The organism is Marinomonas dokdonensis, from assembly GCF_052747885.1.
In genome coordinates this window covers 623300-638586 of the sequence record NZ_JBRAND010000001.1, presented here as the reverse complement: position 1 = coordinate 638586, position 15287 = coordinate 623300, and the positions used below count along the sequence as shown (strand labels likewise).

The 15287-nt window shown below is 46.0% G+C and carries 16 protein-coding genes; 5 read left to right on the top strand and 11 right to left on the bottom strand.

What is annotated here, in order from left to right:
• Window positions 1–19 precede the first annotated feature (19 nt).
• Both tsaD and folB read left to right on the top strand, forming a co-directional pair.
• Window positions 20–1057, top strand: a complete 1038-nt coding sequence (gene tsaD / locus ACUM5Y_RS03040; RefSeq protein WP_445975374.1) for a tRNA (adenosine(37)-N6)-threonylcarbamoyltransferase complex transferase subunit TsaD — start codon at window positions 20–22, stop codon at window positions 1055–1057.
• Entirely contained in the window at window positions 1057–1416 is a 360-nt protein-coding gene (gene folB, locus ACUM5Y_RS03035; protein ID WP_445975373.1) for a dihydroneopterin aldolase, read from the top strand. Before tsaD ends, folB begins: the two co-directional genes overlap by 1 nt.
• On the opposite strand, the gene ACUM5Y_RS03030 is transcribed toward folB, so the two are convergent.
• Genes ACUM5Y_RS03030 through ACUM5Y_RS02995 form a run of 8 tightly spaced genes read right to left on the bottom strand, consistent with a single transcriptional unit; the run spans window position 1388 to window position 9352 of the window.
• A complete protein-coding gene (locus ACUM5Y_RS03030) occupies window positions 1388–2497 on the bottom strand; it encodes a tRNA nucleotidyltransferase/poly(A) polymerase-related protein (RefSeq protein WP_445975372.1) in 1110 nt (369 codons plus the stop codon). The two genes, folB and ACUM5Y_RS03030, sit on opposite strands and share 29 nt — an antisense overlap.
• A gap of 6 nt (window positions 2498–2503) precedes the next feature.
• On the bottom strand, window positions 2504–2824 hold the full coding sequence (glpE, locus tag ACUM5Y_RS03025; RefSeq protein ID WP_445975371.1) for a thiosulfate sulfurtransferase GlpE: 321 nt from the start codon (window positions 2822–2824) through the stop codon (window positions 2504–2506).
• Window positions 2821–3648, bottom strand: a complete 828-nt coding sequence (locus ACUM5Y_RS03020; RefSeq protein WP_445975370.1) for a symmetrical bis(5'-nucleosyl)-tetraphosphatase — start codon at window positions 3646–3648, stop codon at window positions 2821–2823. The genes glpE and ACUM5Y_RS03020 overlap by 4 nt, the downstream gene beginning before the upstream one ends.
• Before the next feature lie 7 nt (window positions 3649–3655).
• The gene (gene apaG / locus ACUM5Y_RS03015) at window positions 3656–4030 is read right to left on the bottom strand and encodes a Co2+/Mg2+ efflux facilitator ApaG/CorD (protein WP_445975369.1); all 375 of its coding nucleotides are present in this window, start codon (window positions 4028–4030) and stop codon (window positions 3656–3658) included.
• On the bottom strand, window positions 4031–4831 hold the full coding sequence (gene rsmA, locus ACUM5Y_RS03010; RefSeq protein ID WP_445975368.1) for a 16S rRNA (adenine(1518)-N(6)/adenine(1519)-N(6))-dimethyltransferase RsmA: 801 nt from the start codon (window positions 4829–4831) through the stop codon (window positions 4031–4033).
• Window positions 4831–5847, bottom strand: coding sequence for a 4-hydroxythreonine-4-phosphate dehydrogenase PdxA (gene pdxA, locus ACUM5Y_RS03005; protein WP_445975367.1), 1017 nt, complete (start codon window positions 5845–5847; stop codon window positions 4831–4833). Before pdxA ends, rsmA begins: the two co-directional genes overlap by 1 nt.
• Before the next feature lie 8 nt (window positions 5848–5855).
• Window positions 5856–7106 carry a peptidylprolyl isomerase gene (locus ACUM5Y_RS03000; protein WP_445975366.1) on the bottom strand — a complete coding sequence of 417 codons (1251 nt, stop codon included), beginning with the start codon at window positions 7104–7106 and terminating at the stop codon, window positions 5856–5858.
• 2 nt (window positions 7107–7108) lie between these two features.
• Complete coding sequence (locus tag ACUM5Y_RS02995) at window positions 7109–9352, bottom strand: LPS-assembly protein LptD (protein ID WP_445975365.1); 2244 nt, start codon at window positions 9350–9352, stop codon at window positions 7109–7111.
• A 127-nt stretch (window positions 9353–9479) separates the two neighbouring features.
• On the opposite strand from ACUM5Y_RS02995, the gene djlA reads away from it, so the two are divergent.
• Window positions 9480–10271, top strand: coding sequence for a co-chaperone DjlA (gene djlA / locus ACUM5Y_RS02990; protein WP_445975364.1), 792 nt, complete (start codon window positions 9480–9482; stop codon window positions 10269–10271).
• A gap of 13 nt (window positions 10272–10284) precedes the next feature.
• On the opposite strand, the gene ACUM5Y_RS02985 is transcribed toward djlA, so the two are convergent.
• Entirely contained in the window at window positions 10285–11202 is a 918-nt protein-coding gene (locus ACUM5Y_RS02985) for a DUF3530 family protein (RefSeq protein ID WP_445975363.1), read from the bottom strand.
• An 87-nt stretch (window positions 11203–11289) separates the two neighbouring features.
• On the opposite strand from ACUM5Y_RS02985, the gene rpe reads away from it, so the two are divergent.
• Together rpe and ACUM5Y_RS02975 are read left to right on the top strand one after the other, a co-directional pair.
• Entirely contained in the window at window positions 11290–11964 is a 675-nt protein-coding gene (rpe, locus tag ACUM5Y_RS02980; protein ID WP_445975362.1) for a ribulose-phosphate 3-epimerase, read from the top strand.
• Window positions 11961–12641, top strand: coding sequence for a phosphoglycolate phosphatase (locus tag ACUM5Y_RS02975; RefSeq protein WP_445975361.1), 681 nt, complete (start codon window positions 11961–11963; stop codon window positions 12639–12641). The genes rpe and ACUM5Y_RS02975 overlap by 4 nt, the downstream gene beginning before the upstream one ends.
• Before the next feature lie 76 nt (window positions 12642–12717).
• Here the strand turns inward: ACUM5Y_RS02975 and ACUM5Y_RS02970 are convergent, their stop codons facing one another.
• Together ACUM5Y_RS02970 and ACUM5Y_RS02965 are read right to left on the bottom strand one after the other, a co-directional pair.
• Complete coding sequence (locus ACUM5Y_RS02970) at window positions 12718–13821, bottom strand: mechanosensitive ion channel family protein (protein ID WP_445975360.1); 1104 nt, start codon at window positions 13819–13821, stop codon at window positions 12718–12720.
• Between the two features lie 54 nt (window positions 13822–13875).
• Complete coding sequence (locus ACUM5Y_RS02965; RefSeq protein ID WP_445975359.1) at window positions 13876–15207, bottom strand: magnesium transporter; 1332 nt, start codon at window positions 15205–15207, stop codon at window positions 13876–13878.
• Between the last annotated feature and the right edge of the window lie 80 nt (window positions 15208–15287).

The following is a 15287-nucleotide window of genomic DNA, read 5'->3' as shown; positions in this document are numbered from 1 at the left end:
ACGTTAAGAGATGAATGCTATGAAAGTCTTGGGGTTAGAAACGTCTTGTGATGAGACGGGGATTGCTATTTACGATACCGAAAATGGCTTATTAGCACACACAATTTATTCTCAAATCGCCCAGCATGCAGAGTATGGTGGTGTGGTTCCAGAATTGGCCTCCCGTGACCATGTGCGAAAAACCTTGCCATTAATCGATGAAGTTCTAGCGCAAGCAGGCATTGGCAAACAAGAATTGGATGCCATCGCTTACACAAGTGGTCCAGGTTTGGTAGGGGCCCTCATGGCAGGTGCGACGATTGGTCGTTCATTGGCTCATGCATTGGATATTCCTGCCTTAGGTGTGCACCACATGGAAGGGCACTTGTTGGCACCAATGTTGGAAGAAACCCAACCTGAAATGCCGTTTGTAGCACTGTTGGTATCAGGTGGTCACACACAATTGGTACGTGTAGATGGTATTGGTGAATACCGTTTATTGGGCCAGTCTCTTGACGATGCCGCAGGGGAGGCGTTTGATAAAGCTGCCAAAATGATTGGCTTACCCTATCCTGGCGGGCCGCAAATTGCAGCCTTGGCGAAATCAGGGAACCCCAAGTCTGGATTGAAATTCCCTCGTCCTATGACCGACAGACCCGGGCTCGATTTTAGTTTTAGTGGTTTAAAAACAGCTTTTCTAACAGCCGTTCATGAAGCGTTAGATGAAGAGCGTTGTGATGAGCAGTTTAAAGCGGATGCGGCGCTGGCGTTTCAATCTGCTGTGGTGGATACCCTAGTGATTAAATGCCGCCGAGCGTTAGAAAGTGAAGGCTTGAAGCAGTTGATCATTGCCGGTGGGGTAAGCGCCAACCAGCATTTGCGTGAGCAACTGGAAAGCCAGTTGAAGAAAATCAAAGCCAGCGTCTTTTATGCGAGGCCGGAGTTTTGCACTGACAATGGTGCCATGATCGCTTATGCCGGGGCGCAACGTCTGGTAAATGGGCAGTCTTCGGATTTGAGTTTAACCATTAAGGCCCGTTGGCCTTTAGCGGATTTGCCTGCCATCAAGGAAGCCTAATGCAAGATATCGTATTTATAGAAGGGCTGACGGCCCAAGCTGTGATTGGTGTATATGACTGGGAAAAAGAGATCCAACAAGAGTTGGTGTTTGACCTAGAAATGAGCCATGACAATCGTTTGCCGGCGGGGACGGATGATTTGTCTCTTACGTTGGATTATGAAGCCATTTCAAATTACATCTTAAACTTTTGTGCCACAGAGCAATTTGAGCTGATTGAAACCCTAGCGGAAGTCTTGGTAGCTAAGTTAATCGCGGCCTTTTCGTTAACCGAGGTGACCCTAACCTTGCGTAAGCCTGGCGCTGTTCCCGCTGCACAGGCGGTTGGCGTTAAGATTCGTCGCTTTGCGGAACAATAAAGGCACTGTCCATCTTACTGAGGGCTTGGACTCTAGCTTCTTTTAGGGCTTGACCAAGTTCGGCACCACTAAAACCTTGTTTGATTAGATTAGCAGGTGAAACACTGGCCGCCTGCTGTCTCAGGGCAAGCCAATCTTGTGGCTCTGTTTGGGTTAGGGCGCTGAGTACTTGGATGAGTCGTTCGTACGGTTGCGGTTTCTTAACGGCGCTGACCGACATAATCCAACTTTCCCATTGCTGTGCAGTCATCTGGGTACTGCATTGATGCATGAATTGACTGACTTGCTCAGCGAGTAATTTAAACTGATTAGGCACCCGCAAGGATTGCTGTAAAGCTTGTAGCTCAAGAACTGGGGTGCGGTGGCAAGTGATGGCCCAGCGTTGTTGGGGAGTTAAATCGCCTTGGCTTAATAATGTCGTGTAGCTTTGCTCGCACCATACCAATTCCGAGAAGATACTTTCTAGTGCGCCAGCTTCTTCTAAGACAGAAAAATATTGGCCGCTATGCGAGGTGCACAGGGCTTTTTCTGTTTCTTTCCAAACACGTTCTGCACTTAATGTTTTCAATTCGCCTGATTGGCTAATGGTGCGCATGAGCTTTAATGTGTCTGGGGCTACTGTAAAACCAAAATCATGGAAACGTGCCGCAAAGCGTGCCGCTCGTAACACTCTAAGAGGGTCTTCTGTAAAAGCCTGCGAGACGTGTCGCAAGATTCGATCATTGAGGTCTTGTTGGCCATTGAAGGGGTCAATTAATTCGCCATTCTCACTCTGAGCGATAGCATTGATGGTCAGGTCCCTTCGCTCTAAGTCCTCTTCAAGGCTAATATCCGGTGAAAAATCACAGATAAAGCCTGTATAACCCACCCCTTGCTTTTTCTCTTTGCGAGCCAAAGCGTACTCTTCTTTGCTTTGAGGGTGTAAAAAAACCGGGAATTGTTTGCCTACTTGTTGATAGCCTTGTTGTTCGAGTTGTTCGGGGGTGGCGCCTGTCACCACCCAATCTCTGTCGATGACCTGTAGCCCGAGCAATTCATCCCGTACTGCACCACCAACAAGATAGGTCTGATAACTCGTCATTTTGGCTTAAATGCTCATGTCACACTGTTCTGGGAACATGGCGCTCCACTGACTAAAGCCACCATTGAGTGAGTAGACTTCTTGAAAGCCTTGAGCGGCAAGATACTCAGCTGCACCTTTACTGCTGTTGCCGTGGTAGCAGCATACAATCACAGGCTTGGATTTGTCTGTTTGTTCAATAAAAGCCGGCACATTGTCATTGTTCAGGTTAATAGCATTTGCCATATGGCTGGTTTGAAAGCTCGTTTGGTCACGTATGTCGACAATCGTGGCATCGTTTTCAATGATTGGGAGGGCATCGGCAATATCGATACAGGTATAAGTCATGAATTCTTCCAGTTTGTTGAACAAGGTGTACTAAATTTTTGTTGGTCTTCTAGGCGTAAAGCGGTCAAGCTGCCTCCCCAGACGCAACCTGTGTCTAGGGCGTGAATGTTTTCTTTATTGGCCATACCTTCCAGTGCGGCCCAATGACCAAAAACCACCTGGCAATTTTGAGGCAGCTGCAGCGGGTAGTCAAACCAAGGGGCGTAATTCTGTTTGGCGCTGGTCGGTGACTCCTTGGATTTGAGGTCTAGAACGCTGTCTGCATCGCAAAAACGCATGCGTGTTAAATAGTTGGTAATGCATCGTAAGCGGTCCATGCCCACCAGTTTGTCATTCCACTTAGCTGGCTTGTTGCCATACATGGTAGCAAAGTAGCTGTGAAAGTCTTCGCCACGCAATTGTTCTTCCACTTCTTGAGCGAAACCAAGGGTCTGTTCAAGTGTCCAGCACGGAGGGACGCCTGCGTGGGTCATGATGGTGTTGAAAGACGCATCATAATGACAAAGAGGTCGCTGCCTTAACCATTCGATTAGATCGTCTCTGTCGCTGGCCGTGAGTATTTCGGATAAGGTGTCATTACGCTTTAAATTACTATGACCATAAGCGACGGCCAATAGGTGTAGATCATGGTTACCCAAGATCGCCACTGCGCCGTCCCCTAAGGACTTGATAAAACGTAGGGTCTCTAAGGATTCTGGCCCGCGGTTAATGAGGTCTCCCGCGAACCAAAGTGTGTCGGACTCGGCCTTGTATTGAATGCTCTCTAATAACTCGAACAGAGGGGTTAAGCATCCTTGTAGGTCGCCTATAACATAGGTAGCCATTTAATCCTCAGTGTATTTGGTTAGGTGCGCAAAGTGTAAAAGGTTCTATAGGCGCTTCAAATAACGTGCCATCATCGGCTTGGAATTGATAACTGCCCTGCATGACCCCAACCGCGGTTTCAAGAACCGTACCACTGGTATAGTGGAAGGAAGCCCCAGACTCCAGATGTGGAAATTCGCCCACCACACCGTCGCCTTTGACTTCTTGGACCCGTTGGTCGCCATTGGTAATGATCCAATGACGGGTTTTTAATTGTGCGGTTTCAGTCCCACAATTGGTGATGGAAATATGGTAAGCAAAAACATAACGTGATTCTTCCGGTGTTGACTGATGGGCAAGATATTCTGTCCTAACCGACACAACTATGTCGTATTTTTGCATCTAACTTTCCTTCTGTATTACATAGTTTGTAATGTTAACAAAGTCTTCAACATCCAGTCTTTCAGGGCGCAAGCTTGGGTCAATATTGAGGTTTTCAAAGTCGTCATTGTCCAGCACCCCTTTGTAGTTATTACGCAAGGTTTTGCGGCGCTGGTGGAAGCCAATTCGAACCATATCTTCTAGCTTCTTAATGTCCGCAACCTGATAGGGCATGGTTCTGTGAGGGGTCATACGCACGATGGCGGAATCAACTTTTGGCGCTGGGTCAAACGACTCAGGGCCCACGATAAAGAGAGATTCTACTGAACAATAGTATTGTGCCATCACACTAAGACGACCATATAGGCTGTCCCCTGGGCGTGCAGCAAGACGATCCACTACTTCTTTTTGCAGCATAAAGTGCATGTCTTCAATGACTTCTGCTTGGCTGAGTAAGTGAAAAATAAGCGGCGTAGAAATATTGTAAGGCAGGTTGCCGACCACACGAATAGCTTGATCATCAGTGGCTAGTGAGGCGAAATCAAACTTCATGGCATCCGCTTCGTGAACGGTGAGGTCTGGATAGCGGAATAGGTTTACCTTGAGAATAGGGATTAGGTCGCGATCAAGCTCGACCACATCCATACGTTCTGTGACGCTAATGATGCCTTCTGTTAAAGCCCCTTTACCTGGGCCGATTTCAACGATGCGCTGGCCTTTTTTGGGGCCGATGCAGGCAACAATACGTCGAATGATGCCATGGTCATGGAGGAAGTTTTGGCCGAATCTTTTACGGGCCTTGTGTGCTTGTGGTCTACTCATTAAAGATGTTTTTTCGCGTTATTGGCCATATTGATGGCGTGTTGGATAGCCACTTTTAGGCTGCCGTTATTTGCTTTGCCTGTGCCTGCTAAATCCATAGCAGTGCCGTGGTCGACGGATGTTCGAATCATAGGTAAACCAAGGGTGATATTCACCGCGTTACCAAATCCAGAGTATTTTAACACAGGTAAGCCTTGATCGTGATACATCGCCAAGGCGCAGTCTGCATTATCTAAATATTTTGGAGTGAACAGGGTGTCAGCAGGGAGCGGGCCGATAAGGTTAATGCCTTCTTGGCGTAATGCTTCCAAGGTTGGCGTGATGACTTCAATCTCTTCTTTCCCTAGGTGGCCGTCTTCGCCGGCGTGGGGGTTGAGTCCGCACACCAAAATTCTAGGCTGAGCGATGGCAAATTTATTGATTAAATCTTGATTAAGGGCTCTTACTACGCGGCTGATAGTGTCTGGGGTAATCGCAGCAGAAATGTCTTTTAGTGGTAGGTGAGTGGTTACTAAGGCTACTTTCATGGCTTCAGTGGCCAGCATCATGACCACGTGTGGAGATCGGCTCAATGCCTGAAAAAACTCCGTGTGCCCAGAGAAATGAACGCCAGTTTCACAAAGAATGCCTTTGTGTACAGGCGGTGTCACTATGGCGTCAAAGTCTTTACTAATGCAGCCTTCGCCTGCTTGCTTTAGGGTTTCCAAAACATAGCCAGCATTACGAACATCCAGTACTCCCGGTTGACATGATTGGGAGAGTGCTATGGGTAATACTTGGATTTCCCCTTGTTTATGAGGGCTTACCTGTTGTGCATTGTCGACTTCACTGATCTGTACTGAATAGCCCAAGCAATCGGCGCGTTGTGCCAGTAAATTTGGATCGGCTAATACTACTAAGCGAGCAGGAAAGTTTTGCTCGCTTAGTGCACTGAGAATAATATCCGGACCAATACCCGCAGGTTCACCTGAGGTAATGGCCACTAGAGGCAGGCTAGAAGAGTGGTCCGGTGTCATCTTTAAAGCTATTCCTTCAAGTCGATAAAGGCATCGGCACGTAACTCTTCTAACCAGTTACTTAGCACTATGTCTTGTTTTTGCGCTGTTAATGCTTGTCTTGCATTGGCACGTTTAACTTGATCACTTACGTCTTCGTCGCGACGGCCATCTACTTCTAGAATGTGCCAGCCAAACTGGGTTTTGAAAGGCTGACTGACGCTGCCAATGGCAGTCTCGTTCATCACGTTTTCAAAGGTCGGAATCATGGTGCCTGGTGTTACCCAGCCTAGATCACCACCTTGTAGGGTTGAGCCTTGGTCTTCACTGTATTCTTTTGCCAAGGTCGCAAAGTCCGCGCCTTCTTTTAAGTCGGCGTAAAGCTTATCGGCTAAGGCTTTGGTTTGAGTGTCATTGCGAATTTCATTTGGACGAACCAAAATATGGCGGGTTTTGGTTTGCTTTTGCAAGGTAGTGTTCGGCGAGCGCTTTTCCATTACCCAAAGTAAATGGAAGCCTGCATTACTGCGCAATGGCCCAATAAGTTGACCGCTTTCTTGCTCAAGAGCACGTACAAACAGAGGTGGTAATTGGCTCAATGGACGCCAGCCAAGATCCCCTCCTTGAATGGCAAACTGGCCTTCAGAAGATGCGATTGCTTGATCAATGAAATCACTCTCGGTGGTGATTTTCTGAGCAATTTCTTTAATTTTTAGCTCGGCTTTCACCGGGTCTGTGGCACGAATAATAATGTGGCGTAAACGAACCTGATCTTTTTCTTTACTGATGCTGGTGGTTGAGCTCAAGTAGTCATCAATTTCCTGCTCAGAGATCACGATACGTCTTTTGATTATTTCTTTTTTGATACTATTGATCAGGATTTCCTGTTCAATTTGATCTCGATAGCGGCTGTAATTAATGCCTTGCTGACTAAGCACTTGTCTTAAACCTTGTAGATCCATTTTTAGGTTTTGTGCGACCCCAAGAATGGCTTTGTCTACTTCTGAGCTAGAAGGGCGCATGCCAATTTTTTTAGCATAATTGGCTTGCAAAGCTTCATCTATCATTTGATTAAGGATTTGACGGCGAATGTTGTCCGTCATTTGCCCACCGGGAATACGCTCCTTAATCACTTGAAAACGTGTGTTAATGTCGCTGTCTAAAATTGCTTTTGAATCAATGATGGCAACAATGCCATCAATTTTAGTTTGTTCAGCGTGAGCGGCGTAAAACGGTACGCACATAAGTAAAATGGCGGTATAAAAAGAAAACAACTTCATGGTTAGTATCCAACTTGTCCTTCGTTCCAGTAGTCATCAGCAATGCTGGCTTCGGTATTTTGACTGCCGACTGTGCTTAAACTGCGTAATATAAATTGTAAAAATATACCTCTATCATATTCGTCATCGTCATCAAGCCAATCTTGATAACTTAGAGATACTTTAACACAACAGTTCTCGTATCCTAATCCTCCTACTTCTTTGGTAGTATCTCCTGCAACAAAGTCATAGGTATGTTGAGTAAATACAGACCAATTTCTGGTCAGAGGAAAGATGGTGCTAATGTTCGCTTGATGAGCATCATCATCTGAGTCGGTATTGTCGATGGTATATAAATAGCTGAGGCTTATGTCGATATCCTCTGTAGGCTCTAGCTTTACGACAACCTGAGCGTAACCAGAGTCTTGATTTTCTAAATCATAATTCAAGTTCGCAGTCAGACTATATTTATCCCCATTGTAGCTGGTTGAAGTGAGTATATCGCTATAAGAGTCACTGTCAGTAGCAGTGCTTTCATCTGTGTCACCACTGATATCAACATACCTGTCAGCTAGATAGAAAACTTGTCCAACTTTAAATGACCATCTTTTTATATTGTTACTATCGTACAAGCTCGATTCGATGCCTAGGGCTAGTTGCTCGGTGTCGCCAATGCGGTCATCACCGGAAAATCTTTCGTGACTGAAAGCTTGGGAGTAGGTCAAAGTCGGCTCACTGGCATCAAAATCAGGGATGTCGTCTTGATCCACATAAGGTGCGTTTAAGTAACTTAAGCGCGGCACCAGCGTTTGTCGCCAAATGCCGTTATTTACATTAACGGCTCTCTCAAACGCGATGCTGGAATCGAAGTAACCACTGGCATGAGTGATTGAGGAGGTGCTGTCCGAGTCAGTGTAACTGTTGATATTGTAATCTCGGTATTGAACTAACACACCTGGGCTGAAGCTGCCCCAAGCATTGCTAAAATCAAACGAAAGGTCTTGGTTAATAACACTACGTTGACCGTCAAAGTCATCTTCGGCTGGATCATAAAAGTCTGTGTATTGGGCCGCTAAAGAGTAATCGATCAGTTCTCCTGCCACTCGGTAAGAGCTCTCAACACGGGGTAGCCAATCGAAAGGTTCGTTATTGGATGAATCGGGAGTAAAGTAACGACGCTGGGTGATTTTACTGCTGAAGTTATCTTTTGAGTAGGCTACGTAAGCACTGCGTTCATAGTCGTCCTTTTCACCGATAGAGGTGGAATTTACTTCCGGATAAAGGTCCGTGGTTGGGTTGTCTTCTAGCGTCACACCAGCGGTTATATTGTCAGTGAACGTGAGTTGTGAGGTGAATTTTTGTAGGGTTTGCTCACCATCGTCGTCGTCATAGAAGCTAGACTGCTCGTAGGTGGTGACATCGTATTCGCCCAGATGACGTAACTCAATATCAAAACCTTCCCCTTTATGTTGCACAAAGTTGGGGGTGAAGGTGGCGTCGTAATTGGGGGCAATGTTCCAATAAACGGGGGCGGAAACACTGAGACCATCATTACCTGAGTAACTGAAGCTTGGAAATAAAAAGCCAGTATGTCGTTGATCATCTATTGGAAAGCGTAACCAAGGTACATAAAAAACAGGGATGTTAGCGATGTGTATACGCACATGTTTTGCCGTACCAAAGCCGGTATTCGGATCAAGTTCGATAGCGCTGCCGTACAGCTTCCAACTCTCTTGAGTGGGTTCACAGCTGGTGTAAAAGCCCTCTTCGATAAACACAACCCCTTGCTCGTTACGAGATAAGGATTGGGAGGCGCCACGTATGCCAGATTGATAACTTAAAAACTGAGCATTATTAAATCGCGTATCTTCTACGCCATTGCTTGAGATATAGCTGCTGTCACTGAGAATAAGCTGATTCGAATTTTGTACACGCACATCACCTTCGGCTTGATAATATTGATCTGGAATGCCGTCTATGGTTTGTGCAGAAAGGGTTGATTCGGGCTGCTGAATCTCAGCGTTTCCTTCTAGATGCACAACGCCTTTATCGTTTCTTTGCATCATGTCGGCCACTAAAGTTGTGTCTGATGTGTCTGTCGCCTGCCAGTTGTTAATGTAAGATCCTCGGCAGTAGCGATTTAAACTTGCTTGTTGTTCAGTGGAAAGCGCTTCGCGAGGCACCCAGCCCCATTGGTTAGCTTGGGCAAGGGGAATGAAGAAAAGACTATGCAAAAATATTGTGCAGGGGCGTAAATACTTGGCCATACAGGGTATACTTGTTAACAATAAATGATTGTCCAAACTGGACTTGTCCCATGAATGGGTCCACGTTAAAGCTAAATGATAATCTAAGCAGGCCCATAGGGGCTACCGATTCTGGAGAAATATCTTTATGTGGAAAATTGTCTGTGCCATTTTGGGTTATATCCTAATGGGGTTTGTGGGTGGCGTGCTCGGGTTCTTTATCGGCAGTTTTATTGACCGATCTCAGTCTGATGGTGGCTTCATCGGTGCTCGCAACCGTGGCAATGTTCGTGCTCAACAGGAAGCTTTCTTTCGCACTTTATTCTTATTAATGGGTCGTTTGGCCAAGTCCGACGGTCAGGTCTCTCAAGCAGAAATTCAATTGGCTCAAGCTGTCATGCAGCGTTTGCGTCTTTCCCCAGCGGCTCAAGAACAAGCCAAAAAATTGTTTAATGAGGGTAAAGCGGACAATTTTGACTATGTGCCCGTACTGAATCATTTTAAAGAAGTGGTGGGGCCGGGTGACTTAACGCGAACCTTACTCGAAATTCTTTTGGTGTCCGCTTATGCGGATGGTCACTTTAGTGTCGAAGAAAAGTCCTTGGTTTCTCAGGTGTGCGCTCATCTTGGGGTGACGGTTGCTGAATTTGAAGCCTTGCATTTGCAAGTTAAGCAACAGGCTCACTTTCGACAAGGCTACCAGTCATCTGGTGATGCCAGCAATTCTACCGACTTGTTGAAATCTGCCTACGATGCTTTGGCTGTGAAGCCAGAAATGAGCGATGCCGAGATCAAGAAAGCTTATCGCAAGTTAATGAGCCAAAATCATCCGGATAAACTAAGTGCGAAAGGCTTGCCAGACGAAATGATTGAATTGGCGAAAGAGCGTACCCAAGAGATTCAATCCGCTTATGAGCTGATTAAAAAGTCTCGTAAATAAAAGCTGAAAGGGCTTAATAAAAGAGCCCTTTAGAAAACGCACTGAGTGTTTTACGCTGGTTTATTTGTGCGGTGTTTTGTTTAAGAAAGCCTCTCACCCTTTGAACCAGCTGTTGTTGGTTGGATTCATTAAGTGTGTCGTTGTTGGACTCTATGGGAAAATAACGACTATTGTTGGTGTTTTGATTCATGGCCTGCTTGCGCCACAGGTTAAAGCTTCCCATGTTTAAGGGTGAGTAATAGTCTAGGACAGGGCTATTTAGGTTTATGAGTCGCTGAGCTATCAGGTATTCCGAGGCTTCTTCAGGGGCCTTAATATCTATCATAACCAGTGCTTGTGCAGCGTTAGGATTGTCAGCTAGAAAATTTAACGCGTAACTTGCTCCAGTTTTTTCCCCTAATAAAACGATACTCTGTGCATTATTTGATTTAGCAAAATCAATGCTGGCTTGAATTCGAGCATTAATAATATCCTGATCCTTTAGGATGAGTTCAGCTGCGTCTTCATTGTCATCGGAGGGCGCTTCACTCGTCACCGCCTGAGCTCTATTGGTGATGTCGGGTAATTCTATGGATAGAGTACACCAGCTATAGTTAGGAAGTTGGTTACGTATGGGGCTGATGGTATGGGGCCAATCTGGGTGTTCATTATCCGCGGGTAGCAAGATAACACAGCCTATGGTGTCACGAGTAATGGCTTTATTGTAAAGCGCCAGGAAGCTGTCATCGCCGGCTTCTAAGGTCTGTATTTGATGGCTCTGTTGCTTGTTGGTGAGTTGCTGAACTAATGCATCAATCCGCGCGGCTTGCGGCATGGGCTGACTATACTCTTCTGCCCCTTGTGTACTGTCGTCGTCTGCCCCAATGCTGGCATTTACACCGAACAGTAAAATCAGGCTAATTAAATAGTGATTGAGCATATTTTTGTTCATAGAGTTCAATACTTCTGATGCATCGCTTGTTAAAATTAATCTTTGTTTTATACCGAATTTTTTATTGTGTCACTGCTGGAGCCAGATATGAATGATTTTTTCATTGCCCCTTCGATCCTTTCCGCTGACTTTGCTCGTTTAGGTGCGGAAGTTGATCAGGTATTAGCAGATGGAGCCGATATTATTCACTTTGACGTGATGGATAACCACTATGTGCCCAACCTAACCATTGGGCCTATGGTATGTAAGGCTTTGCGTAAACACGGTGTGACGGCTGAAATTGATGTGCACCTAATGGTGAAGCCGGTTGATCGTATGATTAGCGACTTTATTGAGGCGGGTGCTTCGTACATAAGCTTCCACCCTGAAGCCAGCGAGCATATTGATCGCTCTCTACAAATGATCCGTGATGGGGGCTGTAAAGCAGGCTTGGTTTTTAACCCAGCAACACCACTACATCATTTAAAACATGTTATGGATAAAGTGGACATGGTGCTATTAATGTCGGTTAACCCAGGCTTTGGTGGCCAGAGCTTTATTCCAAGTACACTCGATAAACTGCGTGAAGCCCGGACTATGATAGATGCCAGCGGTTACAACATTCGTTTGGAAGTTGACGGTGGCGTGAGCGAGAAAAACATTGCTGAAATTGCCGCGGCCGGAGCAGATACTTTTGTTGCGGGCTCTGCCATTTTTGGTAAAGAAGATTACAAGGCCGTGATTGATAGCATGCGTAAAGAGTTGGCGAGTGTGCGACCATGAAGACCCCCAAGTACTTTTTAGAATGGTTTGACGGTTGGCCTGAGTTGGTGTGTTTTGATCTGGATGGCACCTTGATGGATAGCGTGCCAGATATTGCAGGGGCTGTTGATGCCTTCTTAGAGCATTTTGATGCCCCTCTTGCGGGTGAGCAACGAGTGCGAGGCTGGGTTGGATTTGGATCAGCCAAACTGATTGAGCAAGCGATGCAATGGGCTGATTTAGACCCTAAGCATCACGAAGAAGCTTATCGTGTATTCCTTATACATTACCATCAGCACCTTACGGATAACACACGCTTGTACCCAAATGTTAAAGCGATTCTAAAAGCCTGTAAGCACCATAATGTGCCCATGGCATTGATTACCAATAAGCCGAGCGTGTTTGTAAAGCCCATGTTGGATCACTTTGGGCTAACAGAGAGCTTTGCTTGGTTACTGGGTGGTGACACCTTGGAAGAGAAAAAACCTTCTGCTCTGCCTTTGTTGCATTGCAGTGAGACAATTGAGGCGGAGCCAGAAAAGTGTCTGATGATTGGTGATTCGATTACAGACTTTAGAGCGGCCAATCAAGCCGGCTTTAAATGTGCTCTAGTCACCTATGGTTATCATCAGGGTGTTGATCTCGCCAGCTTAGGTGCAGACCTTTTGGTAGATGATTTGGCTGAACTGTTACTCTAGGTTGTTTGTTAAGTAAAAATGCCAAGCGTTTGTCACTCGTTATAAGTGACCGCTTGGCATTTTTTATGCCGCTTACTTATGAAGCCTTATTGGGGCCTTCTGGCATGGCATCCGCTAAATGAATGGTTTGCGTTGGGAAGGCCACTTCAGCACCATGGGAAGCAATAATTTCCATGATCTTAAAGAGAACGTCTTGTTTAATGTTATGAAAGGTTCGCCAGTCCGTCGTCTTGGTAAAGGTATAAATAAAGAAGTCCAAGGAAGAGGGGCCAAACTGATCGAAGTTCACCATGTAGATCTGTTCCGTATCTAGATCTGGGTGATTGGCTATCATGGACTTCACATCAGCAATGATCTCTGGCAATTTTTTAAAGTCATCGTAACGCACACCTATGGTTTCTTTGATGCGTCGATGAGACATACGAGAAGGGTTTTCGACCGATATCAGAGAAAAGGTGGAGTTCGGAATGTATAGGGGGCGTTTGTTGAAAGTACGTAAGCGAGTTTGGCGCCAACCAATGTGCTCAACCGTCCCTTCAATGTCTTGATCTGGAGAGCGTACCCAATCACCGATAGCAAAAGGTCTGTCTAGATAAATCATCAAGCCGCCAAAAAAGTTAGCCAGCAAGTCTTTAGCGGCGAAGCCGACAGCGATGCCCCCGATACCACCAAAAGCCAGTACCCCAGATATGCTGTAGCCTAGGCTCTGTAAAATCACTAAAGCAGAAGTGATGATAATAGAGGCTCTTAGCAATTTGCTGATCGCGCTGGCGGTGGTGTAGTCCACCTTATTCGCTACCTTTTCAGAACTGGTTAACGCTTTTTCGGCCCCAGAGATACAGCGTAATACAAACCAAGTGAGAATGATGATGACACCGATTTCTCGGGCATTACTAATCAGTGTCGAAAACCCTGGGTCCAGCTCAGATTCGGAAATTTCAGCCGCAACACTTAAACCCACCAACCAAATGAAGGCCCCCAGTGGCTTTTTAGCAGCATAAATAAGTACGTTATCCCAAGGGGTCTTAGTGCGCTCAAGTTGTTTGTCTAGGCGAGCAAGCATATGAGTGGCGATAAAGTTTACGACTAGGGTGATGGATACCACTAAAAATACGCGCACTATCCAGTGCATTTCGGTATCGCCCAAGCCTATGTAATATTCTACGGTTTCCCAATTCATCAAACTGTCTCTATTTTAGTGCAAGAAAAATACTTGCCTCTATCTGTTGGGATGTTATAGCAAAAATAAAGTGCCTAGCCCGAGGAAGGCCACGAAACCTGCAATATCTGTCACTGTGGTAAGAATCACGGAGCCTGAAAGGGCAGGGTCGATTTTTAGTTTGTCCAACAATACCGGGATTAGAACCCCCGATAACGCCGCCATTAAAATGTTGAGGATAATGGCGCAGGCGATCACCACTCCTAGCATTGGGTTTTGGAACCACCATAGGGTGATGGCGCCAATCACCAGTGCCCAAAGCACACCGTTTAATACGCCGACTTTTAATTCTTTAGAGAGCAAGGATTTTAAGTTACTGCGGGTAATTTGGCCTAATGCTAAGCCTCGCACAATAAGTGTGAGGGTTTGGCTACCCGCTATGCCACCCATGGAGGCAACAACAGGCATAAGTACCGCGAGGGCTACCACCTGCTGTAAGGTAGCCTCAAAAATACCAATAAAAGCGGAGGCAAGGAATGCCGTTAACAGGTTGATACCCAGCCAAATACCGCGAGTAGCGGCACTTCGAGGTACTGGAGCAAAAAGGTCCGATTCTTCATTCAAACCGGCGGTAGACATTTGCTGGGCTTCATTTTCTAAACGCCAGGTTTCCATGGCAAGGCCCGCATGAAATCGGCCCAATAAAATATGGTTGTCGTCCACGACTGGAATTGCACATAAGCTAGAGCGCTCCAGTTGTTCAGAAGCCTTAGTAAGTTCTGCACTGGCTAAAATAAAGGGGCATTCTTCGTCAATTAAACTGGAAACCGGATCGTGTCCTTGGGCTTTAAAAAGCTGGTCGAACTTAACGCAGCCTACCCAACGGCCAGTGCGATTGACCAAATAAATCATATCCGTGTAGCTAGGTGTGTGCTTTTTCAATAGTCTTAATGCTTCGGAGGCGCGAATAGATTGGGAGGCAATCAACAGGTCGTGATCGATCCAGCGACCGACAATGTCGTCATCGTAAACCACACCTTGTTGGTAGTATTCACGCTGCTTGTTATCCATCTGGTTGAGAGCAATATCCACTAACCTATCTGGCAAAGAATCTGCCATTTCCAATAGGTCTTCTGCGTCCACATCCGAAAACAGGGCTTCGATCTCAACATCATCTAGCTCTTTTAAAAGTAGCTGACGAGATTCCCCGCGCATTTCGACTAATATGTCTAAACGATTGGCGGTTTTAATGCTTTCCCAAGCCTGTTTACGCTGGGCAAGAGGGAGGGATTCAAGTGCTAAGGCAACATCGTCTGGACTCAGATCAGACATAGCCTGTCTAACCGCTTCGGTAGAGTGTTCTTCTTGAATTAACGTTTCGATTAAGTCCGCGATTTGGCTTTGCACAGGAAGTCCTTAAAACACTATGTTGAAAATGCAAGATACCATGGAAACCCCTTTCGCTGTATAGCTATTGTGGTGAAATT

Excerpts from the sequence above, each read along its gene's own strand:
- tsaD (WP_445975374.1), top strand. The coding sequence starts at position 20 with ATGAAAGTCTTGGGGTTAGAAACGTCTTGTGATGAGACGGGGATTGCT.
- folB (WP_445975373.1), top strand. The coding sequence starts at position 1,057 with ATGCAAGATATCGTATTTATAGAAGGGCTGACGGCCCAAGCTGTGATT.
- ACUM5Y_RS03030 (WP_445975372.1), bottom strand. The coding sequence starts at position 2,497 with ATGACGAGTTATCAGACCTATCTTGTTGGTGGTGCAGTACGGGATGAA.
- glpE (WP_445975371.1), bottom strand. The coding sequence starts at position 2,824 with ATGACTTATACCTGTATCGATATTGCCGATGCCCTCCCAATCATTGAA.
- ACUM5Y_RS03020 (WP_445975370.1), bottom strand. The coding sequence starts at position 3,648 with ATGGCTACCTATGTTATAGGCGACCTACAAGGATGCTTAACCCCTCTG.
- apaG (WP_445975369.1), bottom strand. The coding sequence starts at position 4,030 with ATGCAAAAATACGACATAGTTGTGTCGGTTAGGACAGAATATCTTGCC.
- rsmA (WP_445975368.1), bottom strand. The coding sequence starts at position 4,831 with ATGAGTAGACCACAAGCACACAAGGCCCGTAAAAGATTCGGCCAAAAC.
- pdxA (WP_445975367.1), bottom strand. The coding sequence starts at position 5,847 with ATGACACCGGACCACTCTTCTAGCCTGCCTCTAGTGGCCATTACCTCA.
- ACUM5Y_RS03000 (WP_445975366.1), bottom strand. The coding sequence starts at position 7,106 with ATGAAGTTGTTTTCTTTTTATACCGCCATTTTACTTATGTGCGTACCG.
- ACUM5Y_RS02995 (WP_445975365.1), bottom strand. The coding sequence starts at position 9,352 with ATGGCCAAGTATTTACGCCCCTGCACAATATTTTTGCATAGTCTTTTC.
- djlA (WP_445975364.1), top strand. The coding sequence starts at position 9,480 with ATGTGGAAAATTGTCTGTGCCATTTTGGGTTATATCCTAATGGGGTTT.
- ACUM5Y_RS02985 (WP_445975363.1), bottom strand. The coding sequence starts at position 11,202 with ATGAACAAAAATATGCTCAATCACTATTTAATTAGCCTGATTTTACTG.
- rpe (WP_445975362.1), top strand. The coding sequence starts at position 11,290 with ATGAATGATTTTTTCATTGCCCCTTCGATCCTTTCCGCTGACTTTGCT.
- ACUM5Y_RS02975 (WP_445975361.1), top strand. The coding sequence starts at position 11,961 with ATGAAGACCCCCAAGTACTTTTTAGAATGGTTTGACGGTTGGCCTGAG.
- ACUM5Y_RS02970 (WP_445975360.1), bottom strand. The coding sequence starts at position 13,821 with ATGAATTGGGAAACCGTAGAATATTACATAGGCTTGGGCGATACCGAA.